At 41.2% G+C, this 14,661-nt stretch carries 11 protein-coding genes; all 11 read left to right on the top strand.

Annotated features, from left to right (window positions below; translation table 11 throughout):
- Window positions 1–63: 63 nt before the first annotated feature.
- The 11 genes from ABJD71_RS02685 to ABJD71_RS02635 all read left to right on the top strand — a co-directional run bounded on the left by ABJD71_RS02685 (window position 64) and on the right by ABJD71_RS02635 (window position 14,617).
- The gene (locus ABJD71_RS02685; RefSeq protein WP_348164144.1) at window positions 64–1,233 is read left to right on the top strand and encodes an MFS transporter; all 1,170 of its coding nucleotides are present in this window, start codon (window positions 64–66) and stop codon (window positions 1,231–1,233) included.
- A gap of 51 nt (window positions 1,234–1,284) precedes the next feature.
- Complete coding sequence (locus ABJD71_RS02680) at window positions 1,285–2,277, top strand: carbon-nitrogen hydrolase family protein (RefSeq protein WP_348164141.1); 993 nt, start codon at window positions 1,285–1,287, stop codon at window positions 2,275–2,277.
- 21 nt (window positions 2,278–2,298) lie between these two features.
- Window positions 2,299–3,420 carry a serine hydrolase gene (locus tag ABJD71_RS02675; protein ID WP_348164139.1) on the top strand — a complete coding sequence of 374 codons (1,122 nt, stop codon included), beginning with the start codon at window positions 2,299–2,301 and terminating at the stop codon, window positions 3,418–3,420.
- 279 nt (window positions 3,421–3,699) lie between these two features.
- Entirely contained in the window at window positions 3,700–6,132 is a 2,433-nt protein-coding gene (locus tag ABJD71_RS02670) for a TonB-dependent receptor (RefSeq protein WP_348164136.1), read from the top strand.
- 43 nt (window positions 6,133–6,175) lie between these two features.
- A complete protein-coding gene (locus ABJD71_RS02665; RefSeq protein ID WP_348164133.1) occupies window positions 6,176–7,783 on the top strand; it encodes a sulfotransferase in 1,608 nt (535 codons plus the stop codon).
- The gene (locus tag ABJD71_RS02660; RefSeq protein ID WP_348164130.1) at window positions 7,783–8,640 is read left to right on the top strand and encodes a hypothetical protein; all 858 of its coding nucleotides are present in this window, start codon (window positions 7,783–7,785) and stop codon (window positions 8,638–8,640) included. The genes ABJD71_RS02665 and ABJD71_RS02660 overlap by 1 nt, the downstream gene beginning before the upstream one ends.
- Before the next feature lie 85 nt (window positions 8,641–8,725).
- Window positions 8,726–10,342, top strand: coding sequence for a 5-guanidino-2-oxopentanoate decarboxylase (locus ABJD71_RS02655; protein WP_348164127.1), 1,617 nt, complete (start codon window positions 8,726–8,728; stop codon window positions 10,340–10,342).
- Between the two features lie 64 nt (window positions 10,343–10,406).
- Window positions 10,407–11,780, top strand: coding sequence for a nucleoside recognition domain-containing protein (locus ABJD71_RS02650; RefSeq protein WP_348164124.1), 1,374 nt, complete (start codon window positions 10,407–10,409; stop codon window positions 11,778–11,780).
- Between the two features lie 91 nt (window positions 11,781–11,871).
- Complete coding sequence (locus tag ABJD71_RS02645) at window positions 11,872–13,011, top strand: aromatic ring-hydroxylating dioxygenase subunit alpha (protein WP_348164121.1); 1,140 nt, start codon at window positions 11,872–11,874, stop codon at window positions 13,009–13,011.
- A 54-nt stretch (window positions 13,012–13,065) separates the two neighbouring features.
- On the top strand, window positions 13,066–14,280 hold the full coding sequence (locus ABJD71_RS02640) for an FAD-dependent oxidoreductase (RefSeq protein WP_348164118.1): 1,215 nt from the start codon (window positions 13,066–13,068) through the stop codon (window positions 14,278–14,280).
- A gap of 13 nt (window positions 14,281–14,293) precedes the next feature.
- Entirely contained in the window at window positions 14,294–14,617 is a 324-nt protein-coding gene (locus tag ABJD71_RS02635) for a (2Fe-2S)-binding protein (RefSeq protein WP_348164115.1), read from the top strand.
- Window positions 14,618–14,661 lie beyond the last annotated feature (44 nt).

Below are 14,661 nucleotides of genomic sequence, written 5' to 3'. Positions count from 1 at the left end.
GCCAATAGCAAGCGATTATATAGACGTTCATAACGTATCCACTTTCAACTGAGACTTGCAATAATGCTAACCAAGAATAATCCATTGCGTGAACATATATCATTAGCTTTAATTGGCTCATTCGCCGCCAGTGTAATTGAATTTCTGCCACTAATGGTGGGCACAATTAGCGATGTTTTACATGTATCGCCAGATGTGGCTGGATTTATATTCATGTGCAATTTTCTAGGTATAGCTATAGGGGCTTTTTTTTCAATTTTTGCAATGCAAAAATTAAATTTAAAAAAGTGTTTTATTCTAGGAATAACATTCATTTCCTTTGCAGAGCTATGGTCTGCTTTCATAACAAATACAGATCTATTATCAATTGTTAGATTTGTATCAGGTTTAGCCTCTGGTTTAATTAGCGGTAGCGTTGCAGCAGCCATCACCTTGTATCCTAGACAAAAACGGGGCTTTAGCCTCTATATGGTTGGCATGTTTGCCACTAGCGGTATAGGGCTATTCATTCTTCCTTTTATCACTGATAGCTATGGTACTAAAGGGCTTTTCATTTCTCTTTCTGTATTAGGTTTTTTATCACTCATTTTGCTCACTACCCTTTCTTTGCCAACACAAAGAAAAGCCCCCCCAGTCTCTGACACTGACACCTTATCATCGTCAGGAAAAGCCAGCGAAATAATTGCTTTATTAAGTTGTATTTTATTTTTAATGGTAGGCATTGGGGGATCTTGGGCCTTCTACGAAAGGCTTGGTTTATCATGGGGTATAGACATAGGTGATATTATTTTTGTGTTGTCAGCTAGCGCCGTCTGCGGTTTCTCTGCTTTTTTTGTTGAACGCAGTGAAAAGCTAGTCAAAAGCCAATATCTTATTCTATTTGGTGTCATAACTACCTGGCTTTCCATTATCTTTTTATCAACGGATAATAAAGGATTTACATTCTATTCAATTAGCTTGTTTTTAACAGGGTTAGGTTGGGCTTATACCGTTCCCGTTATACAGGGTAAGTTAGATCGTATTAGTAGCGATAATAAAACGACTGCTGCTTTATCAATGCTTATGTATTGGTGCGGCCTCTCTTTTGGACTGTGGATCCATGGCTATATACTAAATGCCACAGGAAGTTTTCAAACTACCCTTTTATCATGTGGCTTTTTTTACACATTAAGCTTGCTATGTTCACTCTATGTTATTTATTCAAACTCTTCTAATAATGAAAAGGTTTGTTAGAACTTTAGCATGATACTTGGCGCAACGAATTCAAAATGAAAGGCTTCAACAATGAATGACAAAAAAATTGCAATTATTCAAAGACCTTCAGCAATCTTAGATTTAAAAGAAGGTGTGAGACGCGCGGAGTTAGCTATTCGTGAAGCATCAGAAAACGGTGCAGAATTGATAGTATTTCCAGAAAGCTGGCTAACTGGCTATCCAGCTTGGGTGTTTGAGCTTGCTATTTGGGATGACGCTGAAGCTAGATATTGGCATGGTGAATTTCTAGCACAGTGCCCAACTATAGATTGCGACAGGTTAGCCCCAATTAGACAAGCAGCCGCTGATTGTAGCGTTAATGTACTGCTAGGATTAAATGAGAGAGCAAGACCACATGCAGGCTCTATCTATAACAGTACCCTTTTGATAGGTACAAAAGGACAAACTTTAAATGTGCATCGAAAATTAACGCCCACTCATACCGAACGTATAGCTTGGGCTCAAGGTGATGGGGCAGGCCTTAACGTCGTTGATACGTCCGTAGGCAGAGTAGGATCATTAATTTGCTGGGAGCATTGGCATCCATTAATGCGCCAAACAATGCACTTTCAAGATGAGCAAATTCATATTTCTTGTTGGCCTGACATGGCCGACAGCCACATAACATCAGTAAAACACTATGCTTTCGAAGGCAGATGCTTTGTTATATCAGCGGCACAATTTTTAACTGCTTCAGACGTTCCAGAGCCTTTAAGAAACGCCTACAAAAAAGGACTTGGCGCAACAAGCTCTGTTACTGCAGATGAAAATGTATTTTTCAACGGGGGCAGTGGTGTAGCAGGGCCAAATGGTGAATGGGTTGTAGAGCCTATGTTTGATGAAGCAGGTATCATCTACGCCAGCATCAATCTGAATGAAGTTAATCAATACAAGCATGACTTGGACGTAGTAGGACATTATTCTCGTGAAGATATTTTCCAATTATCAGTCAATAGGAGCGCTCGGAAAAGCGTAATACTGCAAGATGACATATCAATGACACCACAGGCAAAACCAACATAAAATATTGAGGTTAAGCATTGTATGAACCAAGGTAAACATTTGAGTAACCGCCTCCCTTCATTGGCCACTTGGCAATTAGAACGTAGAGTTGGACTCAAAAACCTAGAAAAAATTCTTCCTGACTTGATGAGTGTAAATGCCAGAAAAACAAAACCTTTAACTTCATCATTCGATAAAAAGTTAGACACCATGCCTAGCTTACAAGCATTAATACAACATGATGAAGTTGAATCTGCTCTGGTTTTAAAAGGTAATAATATTACATTTGAGTATTATGCAAAAAACTTCTCAATATCAAGTTTACATAGCGCGCAATCTTCAAGTAAACCCATTAGCCTTTTACTGTTAGAAAAAGCTATTTTGGCGCGGAAAATATCAATTAATGACAAGGTAGAAGACTATATTCCTGAAATAGGGAAAGGTTTCTTTGGCCATTCCATTAAAGAAATAATGAGCATGAAGGTTCCTCATGAATTTGATGAGATGACCGCATATACCGCTCCAGAAGGAAGCCGTCTTCATCAGCTTCGCATAGAAGATGAAATCAGCTTTGGATACTTACCCCTTAAAGGGGCAGAGCCAATCGCACGAAGAGAGTTTGCCAAAAAACTCAAAAGCCGTTCCCCTGAAGTAAATAAAAAAGTAAACGACAGTTCCATTATATATGCAACTATAAATACGGAAGTAGCAGGGTGGGTTTTAGAGCGAGCTATGCAAACACCATTAGCGTTGCAAGTAAGGGAGCTAATGCATGAGATTGGAGGCGAAAACACTGTTTATATGTCTCTTGATCATCATGGCGTACCTAGCATTGGTGCAGGCTTGATTCTAACAACTAGAGATTTTGCCCGCTATGGTATGTTACTTCGAGACTGCACTTACTTGTCGACAGTTAGAAATGAAGTAGGTATCGAAGATTCTTATTCTAATGATAAATATTGTCTTTCATTAACAGTGAATGACTTGGGTTACGCACATTCAGGTTGGGGCGGACAACATGTATTCGTTAGCCCAGAGACAGATATCGTAATTGTATTGTTTGGAGGAATTAATGGCGAAGATCCGATGCCGCAATCTTATTTTAAATTAATAAATTCTGCGATAAATGAACTTACATCCTATTATGTTGGCTCACCCTCATAACATGGCTCTACTTTACCAAAGTGATAGTCGCCATGTAACCCTCTCCTAAATAACCCACCTAAAATTTTACACACGTTTTTTTTCAATTTTGTTATTCAAGTTTATTACAAATGTTGTGTATGACGGAACTTAAAGAACTAGCCCCTAAGCCATTCCATTTTGTAATGGCACTAGAAGTTTTCGTTGTTTGCTGATGAAAAAACCAATCAATAAGATATGCAGCAGCTGAATATTAAAATAATAACTATTACGACCAACATGATTCGAGGGAGAATTTCATTGTTTAAACCAAATAAATTGAGAGTGGCAATTTGCTGTGCTTTTATGGGCTCACCAGTATTAAGTATGGCGCAAACTGCGCCAGAAGATACAACTCAAAAAACCAAAGACATTGAAACAATATCTGTTACTGCAACTCGTCGCGAAACTACGATTCAAGAAGTACCTTACAGTATTTCAGCCTACGGTGGTGAAGCCCTAGCAAACGCAGGTATCACTGATTTTTCTAGTATTGCTCGATCCATCCCAGGTTTGGTTTTGACAGATGTCGGACGTGCTAAAAACGGTATATCTTCAGGCATCATAATGCGTGGTCTTAACCTTACAGGTGGCGCTCAAGAAGACTTCGCTATGACGACCGATCCAGTTGTGTCAATCTATTTAGGTGAAACCCCTCTGTTTGCCAACCTTGAACTACGTGACATGAATCGTGTAGAAGTACTCAAAGGCCCACAATCAACCTTATATGGTTCAGGCTCTTTAGGCGGCACCATACGCTATATTCCAAATAAACCTGAATTTGATGAAATATCAGGAAAAGCCCAAGCTAAACTATCATCTACTGATGGGGCGGGTGATGTAAACCATGATGTTGAGTTCACATTAAATGTGCCATTAAGTGACAATTTTGCCATACGTGGTGTCGTTACTCAGCTGGCAAATGGAGGTTACATTGATAGCGACTATATCGCAGGATTAGATGCCAACAAGCAACCTACTGGTGAGTATTTCACAGTGAAAGATATCAACGACGAAGACGTGTCCATGGCTCGCTTATCTGCTCGTTGGGTCCCTACAGATACAACTGAGGTACTCCTCACTTACAACATGCAAAAAGATGATGTGCAAGGCTCTTCGGCAACCTCAGAAGGCCTAGACGGTTATCAAACAGCAGCAAAAATCATTGATCAATTCGAACGCGAAACTAACATTACTTCGCTTGTCATAGAGCATGAACTGGGGTTTGCTGACTTTACGTCTTCTACTTCTATTACTAGCAACGAAGCCGAAAGTAGCTATGACCAAAGTTACAACTATGGACACTCAACCTGGTGGGGGCCTTATTACATTTCTTACTATGGTTACACCGGTGGAACCTCCCCTGCATCAGAAATTATCATCGGCGAAAAGTCATTTAAAACAGATACTATCACCCAAGAGTTTCGCTTAGCGGGCTCTAACGATGACAATTTAGACTGGCTGTTAGGTGTTTATTACAATTCAGTCGATTTTGAAGCAGAAGCGTTCGACTTAGTGTATGGATTAGACGAGGCTTTTAATATTACCAACCCAGTAGGAACCGACGTGGGTTATGGCAACATTCAAAAAACTGAGTTCGAAGATTACGCGATATTTGGTGAGGTCACTTATTATCCCACCGAAGAGCTTAGCATCACCGCTGGCCTGCGTTATTTTGAGCAAAATTTTTATGCAAAACAAGAAGTGCTACTTCCAGCTTGCGAAGAGTTTTGGAATACCACATTAGGCTTCTTTAGTTGCGGTGATGCTGAAAATTCTGGAATAGACCCAAGGGGCTATGCTGCAGGAGAAGACGAAAAAGATTTCAGTGATCTGCTATACCGCTTAAACGTAGCTTACGATGTAGACTTAGATACCAAAGTTTACCTAAACATTTCGCAAGGGTTCCGTCATGGCGGTGCTAATGGTTTACCGACCACTGGTATCTTTGCAGAAAGTGAGGAGTACCTCTTTTTCGAACCTGATAAAACAACCAACTATGAAGTGGGCGTAAAAGGCAGCATGCTAGATGGCGAGCTTTACTATAGTGCCACCGCTTACTACATAGACTGGGAAGACCCAATTCTGTTGGTGCAGTCTCCGAATGGCGGCTTTCCTGCGATGATCAACGCTCAAAGTGCTGAATCTCAGGGAATTGAACTTGAAATGAATGCTAATTTAACAGACAACTTAAAGTTAAACCTTGGCTACACCTATACTGAAGCTAAATTATCAGAAGAGTTCACGGCCCCAGATGGAAGTTATGCAGGCGCTGATGGTGAAATTTTACCTGGCATCCCAGAGTCAACCTTAGTCAGCTCTATGATTTATAAGCAAGAATGGGGCAATGGACAATTAACAGCTCAAGTTGGCTTATCTTATAAAGGAGGGTTTGCAACCGGTTTTAATAATCCTTCAGTCTTTTATGAAACAGGGTACGATGAAATCTCCTCTTCTACTTTGTGGAATGCCAGTGTCCGATACGACATAGACCAATGGTCAGTTGCCTTGTTCGCTGAAAACTTACTAAACGCAGATGATGCAACAGCATCTGATGGTGATGGCAAATACATCATTGATGCGGCAGCAGGTGAGGTAAAAGCAGGTGAGCAATACGACATTGCACAGTTAGGAGATCAAGTATACAGAGTGCGCCCTCGTACCGTAGGCGTATCTGTTAGCTATAAGTTCTGACACAATAAGAACCAGTACTTAACTATTGATGAGAATGGATATTTTGGATCAGTCTGACGATCATTACCACAAGCTGATTCAGTCAAGTCTGGCCGCTAACAATATTAATCATGCGGCCAAGCTTTGTACTGAAGCACTAAAAAAAGACGCGACTAATGGGGAGCTCTGGCAAGATCTATCAGAGATTAGTCTGCGCTTAGGGCAAACCAAAATGACAATCAATAGCGCCTTAAAAGCTATTGATTGTGGTCCCCAAAATGTGTGGCACTTTTTTCACTTAGCTGGATGTTATTTACAATTTCAAACTTTTTCAGCAGCGACCAAAGTACTTGATAAAGCCTCATCTTTACTAAACAGTAACAATAGCGCTCAAGAGTGGGATAAACTTGGAGAATTACGTTACATGGCCAATCAACTCGATTTAGCCATTAATGCACATACCCAAGCATTAAACGTTGAGCCAGACAGCAAGCGCAGCCGCAATCAATTGGCGGCTTTGCTTCGTTTTAACGGTAAGTTAACCGAATCTGAAACCTTGTACCGAGAAGTCATCGAATTAGAGCCTGACAATTATCAAGCCTGCTATAACTTATCTCAGTTACGCCGCTTCAAAACAGCTGAAGATATTATTCCGCTGCTAAGCCGCTGTAGTCAGTTATTACCAGCGAGTCACCATGGCCATATTATGCTGCATTATGCTCATGGCAAAGTGTACGAAGACTTAGCTGATTACCCTAAAGCGTTTCAACACTTAAGTACTGGTGGTGCAATAAAGCGCAAGCAACGCCCCTATGATATCAAGCAAGATTTAACTTTAATGGAAACCATAGTAAGGTTTTCTGAAACACTTAAAAAACACGTGAGTGAGGCGGCTCTAACACCATCACAAACGCCAATTTTTATTGTAGGACTGCCCAGAACAGGCACGACATTGGTTGAGCGTATTATTGCCAGTCACCCAAATGTGGTCAGTGGCGGTGAACTCAATGCGTTTCCTATGGCCTTACTAGAAGCAGGAGGCAAACCTATTGCCGCAGGGCTTGAAGGTGTAGATCAAGAATTAGTGCAAAGCGTTACTCCTGAAACTTTAAACAATATGGCAAATCGCTATTTACAACTTGCGAACAACTATGTTGAAGGCTCACCGTTTTTTGTAGACAAGCTGCCTTATAACTTTTTATATTGTGGCCTGATTTTACAAGCCATACCCAATGCAAAAATAATTCATGTAAACCGTAACCCCTTTGATGCCGCGCTGAGTAACTTCAAAATGTTATTCGATAGAGGGTATGAATACTCATATTCGTTAGAAGACACAGCTGATTTTATCGCTGGATATCGGACAATGATGCAACAGTGGAAATTACAATTTCCATCACAAATACACACCATAGACTACGAACAACTGGTTCAGTCTCAAGAAATAGAAACACGTAAGTTACTGGCTTTTTGTGAATTAGATTGGGCATCAGAATGTCTTAACTTTCATCAAAACAGTACCGCCAGCCAAACAGCGAGTGCCAGCCAGGTGAGAGAGCCGATTTATAGTCGCTCTGTAGGTCTTTGGCGTCAATTTCACACCCAATTAAGTCCGTTACTTGATGCCTTTGCAAAGCATGACATCAAGCCCAACGACAGTAAGGAACAATAATGGCAAAGCTAGACGTTTTCCAATCAATGTGGGCGATGGAATATAAACGCCCCGATGGCTTTGAGTTAAGTCTTGAAGAAAAAATAAAAAAAATATCAAATGCAGGCTTCAAAGGGGTCAGTTTTGATATTGGTTATCACCCGTTAGAATTAATAGAAACTGCTATACCGTTATTACAAGCACACAGCTTAGATTTGGTATACAACGCCTTTGTAAAAAGTGTTGACCACTACAAAGATATTATCGAGTTTGCAACTAAACAGCCTATCAAACCCAGATTTATCGCAATAGTAGGTCAGATTGAACCTTGGAGTGTTGAACATGTAGCAGGTATCACAAAACAGTGGTTGGCTATTGGTGAGCAAGCAGGCATCCCTACCCACGTTGAAATTCATCGCAACTGTATGACCAACGATTTGTTGTTTACTTTGCAACTTATGGAGCAAGTACCTGAGCTACTTATGATAGCTGATTTATCTCACACCTTAGTGAATCAAGAATATTACCTACCCCTGCATGACCTAGCGAAACAACGTATCTCTGAATTTTTAACAAAAGCAGAGGCTTTTCATGGCCGCGTTGCCACAAGAGAACAAGTACAGGTACCTTTTATGTTCCCTCAAAATAAACCTTGGTTTGAATTATTTCAAACTTGGTGGTCAGAAGGGTTTGATAATTGGCTTGCTAGACACGGTAAACAAAGCGATGACGCATGCGTATTTTTATGCGAATTAGGCCCACCAGTTTATGCCATAACAGGGGCTGACGGTGAAGAGTTAAGCGATCGCTGGGAAGAAGCATTGATAATGCGACAAACCGTTCAAAACCTATGGCAACAATCATTAGAAAAAGCGTAATATTTTAGTTGTTAGCTCTGGTAGCAACAGCCTAAGTAAACTTAAAAACGTATTTCAAAAAAATACAGAAAGATAGAGAATTAGCATGCGGCAACAAACCTGTGGTGAAGCACTCACTCGATTATTACAAGTCTATGGCGTCGATACGATATTTGGTATACCTGGCGTACATACTATTGAGTTGTATCGAGGCTTAAAAGGCTCACACATAAAGCATGTCACGCCACGCCATGAGCAAGGAGCAGGCTTTATGGCTGATGGCTATGCCAGAGTCACAGACAAACCTGGAGTGTGTTTTATAATAACAGGGCCAGGTATGACAAATATTGTCACCGCCATGGGCCAAGCACTACAAGACTCTATTCCTATGTTGGTGATTTCATCAGTAAGTCGCATGCAGCAGTTAGCCATGGGTGAAGGGCGTTTACATGAGCTATCAAACCAGTTGGCTCTTACCTCTGGGGTATCTCGTTACAGTCATACTTTATTGAGTGTAGACAACCTACCTAAAGTGTTAGCCCAAGCTTTTGCGGTTTTCAGTAGTCAACGACCCGGCCCTGTGCACATTGAAATCCCTATTGATGTATTAGCACAAGATGCGAGCTATTTAGATATGCAACCTTGGCCTGTGCCCCAAGCACCAGCGCCTCAACCTGATAGCATCAAACAAGCAGTTGCTATACTAAGCCAAGCGAAGCGGCCGATAATGATATTGGGTGGCGGAGCTAAAAAAGTAGATTTTGTTGCCCTAGAGCTTGCAGAAAAACTCAACATGCCAGTAGTAAATACCTGTAATGGTAAAGGTGTAGTGCCACCGGATCACCCCTTAGCAATAGGCTCTACCCCCTCTCATCCAGCCATTCGTGAAGAAATAGAAAAACAAGCTGACGTAGTTCTTGCGGTGGGTACTGAGCTGGCAGAAACTGATTATGATTTTTTCTTTTTAGGTGATTTGCGCATCAAAGGAAAGCTCATTCGCATTGATATTGATAGCGCACAACTGATGCGAAACCATAGACCAGACTTACCCATTTTATCAGATGCACAACAAGCATTAAGTGCTATCAATTGCAGTCTATCTGCCGTTAGAACCCAAAATATAGATATAGTACATTCACGTTGCGATACCTTACGTAAAGATACCCAAGATATGAAAAAGCCCATCTACCGAGATTTTTTCAAAACCATCACAGATACTTTAGGTGACTGCGTTATCGTCGGTGACTCTACCCAACCCGCTTATTACGCCCAAGCTTATTATGAAACCAACAACACAGCACGGTACTTCCATTCAACCAGTGGCTACGGCACCTTAGGCTATGCGTTTCCTGCAGCTATTGGCGCAAAAATAGGTGAACCCAACCTACCTGTAATTGGTTTAACAGGTGACGGGGGTGGACAATTTAGCTTAAACGAAATTATCAGCGCGGTGGACGCAAATGTTCCTGTTATCTATATCGTTTGGAATAACCGAGGTCATGGTGAAATACGCCGTTTCATGGATGATGCCAAAGTCGAAAAAAATGGAGTAGACATTATGCCCCCAGATTATGTGGCACTTGCCAAGGCTATGGGGTGCGATGGAGCGCATGCAAAAAGTCTCATAGAATTATCCACATTATTAAATCAAGCAGAAGCCTATAATGCCCCCTTTTTAATTGAACTTGACGAGGCAGCCCTTAACTGTGGTTACGCATTTTAGAGGTTGAGTAAGCCACGCCCTAAATATTAGTCACATAAAACAATTACACGTTAGGAAACAAAACATGACAATACAACAGAGCTCCTCAAAGAAAGAAGCCACAACCTCTCCCTTAATTTGGCTCAAACTATTGGGGTGCTCTCTATTTGGCGTGTTATTTTTCTTAGTGCCTTTTCAATATAATAATTCGTGGACAATCAGCCTAGGGCTAGTGGCAAGCCTGTTTACCCAAATGATTGGCGATAACATGAAAGTATTCACTTGTAGTGTCTTTTTCTTGGGAGCTGTGGTGGCGGTCATCTACAATTTAACCCCTAAAAGCGTTGCTAAAAAACTGCCTTTGAGTGAAAAATTTATCGCCTCCCATTGGTTATGGACCCTGCTGGCAATCATAGGTGGTGTAGCATCAAGTTTGACGTTTTTTCAGGTAGGTCCGGACTGGGTAATATCTAAAGAGACTGGCATAACGGCTTACATAGACGTTGCGGGTGCAATATTTTTGCTAATAGGATTAGGTTGTCTGTTTTTACCTTTTTTGACAGATTATGGACTACTCGATTTTATTGGCACGTTATTACAAAAAGCCTTTCAAAAGCTGTTTAACTTACCAGGCAGAGCCACTATCGATACCCTAGCATCGTGGGTAGGCTCATCCAGCATTGCCGTTGTGATGACAGACTCTCAATATAAAAAAGGTTATTACAGCGCCCGTGAATCAGCAGTAATTGCCACAAATTTCTCTGTGGTATCTATTCCTTTTGTGCTGTTAACCGCCCAAGTTGCAGGGATAGAAAGTCACTTTTTACAACTTTATGCCAGCATGATTTTTATCTGTGTTTTATGTGCGATTGTTACACCTAAACTGCCACCATTGTCTTCTTTTAAAGATGAATATTGTGGTGGCCAAGAAAAGCAATTAAATGAAGATGTAGATTTAGGAGAAAGCCGCTTAGCCTGTGCCACTCACAGAGCTATTGCTACGGCAAAAAAGGCACCGTCACCATTAAGCTCGATTAAAAAAGGCTTTTGGTCGATGACAGATATTTATCTAATGATGATGCCAGCAGCCATGACAATTGAATTTTTGACATTAGCGGTTTACAGCCACACAGGCATATTACAAACCCTGAGTTATCCATTTGTATTTTTACTCGAAGCCTTGAATATACCAGAAGCAGAAATGGCCGCACCGGGGTTATTTATTGGGTTACTAGACCAATTTGTACCTACTATAATTGCAGGTAATTTAAGTGAGCCTATCACTAAATTCATACTTGCTGGTTTATCAGTGACTCAACTTATATTTTTTGCTGAAACTGCCATACTGATTATGCGCTCGGCTATTCCTATCACCATTACTCAGTTAATTGCCATATTTGCCATCAGAACCGCTATTTCATTTCCGATACTGGTTGTTATTGGTCATATGCTATTTTGAGTACGTAAAAATACATAACATTCTTCGTATGTTTTACAGCTCTTAGCTGTGATTAGATGGTACATATATATTAGTAGTAATAGGTAGAACCATGGAATACATAAAAACAATAACAAAAGAGCATGTCTCAGCGCACGGCTTGCCAGCAATCACCTTTAAAGACAAATATATTTATGAGCAAGAATGCGACAAAGTATTTGCAAGCGGCTGGGCAAGTATTGGTTGTGGCCAGCAAATCAATAAACCTGGCGATATATTACCTATTCGAATTGCAGGCCAATCACTAATTGCTATTCGCAATAAACAAGGTGAAATAGGCGTGTTTCACAATGTGTGTCGCCACAAAGCCGCTCCTTTGGTCGATGAGCCTTGCAACAAACGCAGCTTAGTGTGCCCTTACCACAAGTGGTCTTTTAAAATAGACGGCGACTTACTGAGTGCCCCTCGGTATTTTGGTAACGATAACAAAGTCATGACAGCCGCAGACAAAGCTGACAAAGGCTTAATCAAAGTTCGCTTTGCAGTATGGTGGGATATTATTTTCGTCAATATAGATGGGACAGCAGAAGCTTTTGAAGATTTCATCAAACCGTTAGACAAACAGCTAACTTGCTATCCAAAAGACGACATTCGTATGATCAGCACCACAGATTACTCAGGAGACGTTAACTGGAAACTAGCTGTAGATAACTTTTTAGATGGCTATCATGTGCCCTTTGTTCATTCACAAGCTTGCAGCGTAGAGTCAGTCCTTGGGCAAGAAGATTTATTTTTGTCTGAGAATATTGTTGGTTTACATCTGCCCCATGGTGCCAGTGCAAAACCTGCCAAAACCGCCAAACAGTTGCCTCACTTTCATGGCCTACCGCCAGAGAAACAAGGAGCACAACAATGGTTTGGCATATTCCCTAATACTTTATTTTTTGTTGACCCATGTTGGGTGCAAACCATAGTGGTAAAACCTATGGGCGAAACCCACACTGCAGAATCTCTTAGTGTTTACGTGGTAAATGACGAAGCCGCGAGTGACGAGTATCAAGCCGAACAAGCCCGTTTGCATGAAGTATTAAACGAAGTAAACCAACAAGATATCGAACTACTCGATAAGCTCCAAATTACCCGTAGCAATAATATCGCCAACCAAGGGCACCTTAATGACGCTTGGGATCAAGTGAACATGACGTTTCACCAAATGTGGCTTCAGAAAATGACAGCTAAAACGGCTAACTAGGTGAGCAAATAAATAGATGAATAAATACACTAAGACCAAACAGAGCACACAAGTATGAGCTGTATCATTATTGGGGCGAGTCATGCTGGCGTTCAGGCCGCGATTAATTTACGCACCCAAGGATATACCGATGGCATCACCCTGATTAGCGCCGATAAGGTTTTACCTTATCAACGCCCGCCTTTATCTAAAGCGTTTTTACAAAACACCTTACCTGAGCAGAGGTTATGGCTACGTCCAGAAACCTTTTACCAGCAAAAAGACATTGATTTACGCCTAAGTACGCGCGTGGTCAAAATTGATAAACAAGAGCAACAGGTAGTTTTAGATAACCAAGAGCAGCTCAGCTACAGCAAGCTAATACTAGCTACCGGTGCTTCAATCCGTAAATTGACAATCCCAGGTAGCGGCTTAGAAGGGGTTCATTATTTACGGGACCATCAAGACACCCTTGGCTTAAGAGACCAATTGCCAGAGACCAATAACGCAGTTGTCATTGGTGGCGGTTACATAGGACTAGAGGCCGCCGCATCACTTAAAAAACTCGGTAAGAATGTGACCTTGTTGATCAATAGCGAACGCCCGCTGCAACACCTTACTAGCCCAGTAATCAGTAATTACCTAAGTAACTTACAACAAAAAAATGGAGTTGATATTCAACCGTTAGCGCCAGCAACAGCAATTATGGGTGAAGGCAACAAAGTCGTAGCAGTAGCAGCCGCAAATGGTCAGCAATACCCCGCGGATCTAGTGGTGGCTGGCATAGGTGTAACCCCAGAACAGTCCTTAGCCGAAGAGGCAGGCTTAGCGGTAGAAAACGGCATTAAAGTAAACCAATACATGCAAACTTCAGATGCTAATATTTTTGCTATTGGTGACTGTGTCAGTTTTTATCACCCAATGTATAAAAAGCAGATGCGTATTGAATCAGTACAAAATGCCACAGACCAAGCTAAAACTGCTGCATTGGCAATCTGCGGCACCTTAACGCCCTACTCAGCGACGCCATGGTTTTGGTCTGATCAATATGATGCAAAACTACAAATTGCAGGAATATCTGCAGGGTATGATGACATAGTGGTGCGTAAAGAATCTGAAAAAAGCCTAGCGGTATTTTACTTTACTGGTGATAATCTTATTGCGGTTGACGCCATTAACCAGCCAAAATCATTTATGATCACTCGTAAATATTTACATGACCTTCCTAAGGTAAATAAAACAAGACTGGCAGATTGCTCGCAAGATCTAAACAGTATTTTCACAGAATAAATAGGAGCACATAATGCCAAACATTACCTTTATTTTACCAGACGAAAGTCAAGTTACTGTGGCAGCAAACGATGGCGATAGCCTAATGCAAACTGCGGTAGACAATGGTATTGAACAGATAAGCGCTGATTGTGGTGGCTGTTGTTCGTGCGCCACTTGCCACTGTTTTATTGACAACAGCTGGAAAGAAAAATTAACCCCTGCCGATGATATGGAAACCGACCTGCTTGAAAACGCTATAGACAATGTTCAAGAAAATAGTCGTTTGTCTTGCCAGATATTTCTAGCCCCAGAACACGATGGCTTAGTCGTAGAAATACCTGAAAGTGAATGGTAACGAGCTACTTGAATAAGTGCTCCTAAACAAAGTAGGGAGGGAGA

The sequence above is a fragment of the Paraglaciecola sp. genome, from assembly GCF_039943935.1.
GTDB lineage: Bacteria > Pseudomonadota > Gammaproteobacteria > Enterobacterales > Alteromonadaceae > Paraglaciecola.
This window is presented reverse-complemented; position numbering and strand designations above follow the sequence as displayed.

Bases quoted from the DNA above. Each gene is read 5' to 3' on its own strand.
- ABJD71_RS02685 (WP_348164144.1), top strand. From the start codon at position 64: ATGCTAACCAAGAATAATCCATTGCGTGAACATATATCATTAGCTTTA.
- ABJD71_RS02680 (WP_348164141.1), top strand. From the start codon at position 1,285: ATGAATGACAAAAAAATTGCAATTATTCAAAGACCTTCAGCAATCTTA.
- ABJD71_RS02675 (WP_348164139.1), top strand. From the start codon at position 2,299: ATGAACCAAGGTAAACATTTGAGTAACCGCCTCCCTTCATTGGCCACT.
- ABJD71_RS02660 (WP_348164130.1), top strand. From the start codon at position 7,783: ATGGCAAAGCTAGACGTTTTCCAATCAATGTGGGCGATGGAATATAAA.
- ABJD71_RS02655 (WP_348164127.1), top strand. From the start codon at position 8,726: ATGCGGCAACAAACCTGTGGTGAAGCACTCACTCGATTATTACAAGTC.
- ABJD71_RS02650 (WP_348164124.1), top strand. From the start codon at position 10,407: ATGACAATACAACAGAGCTCCTCAAAGAAAGAAGCCACAACCTCTCCC.
- ABJD71_RS02645 (WP_348164121.1), top strand. From the start codon at position 11,872: ATGGAATACATAAAAACAATAACAAAAGAGCATGTCTCAGCGCACGGC.
- ABJD71_RS02640 (WP_348164118.1), top strand. From the start codon at position 13,066: ATGAGCTGTATCATTATTGGGGCGAGTCATGCTGGCGTTCAGGCCGCG.
- ABJD71_RS02635 (WP_348164115.1), top strand. From the start codon at position 14,294: ATGCCAAACATTACCTTTATTTTACCAGACGAAAGTCAAGTTACTGTG.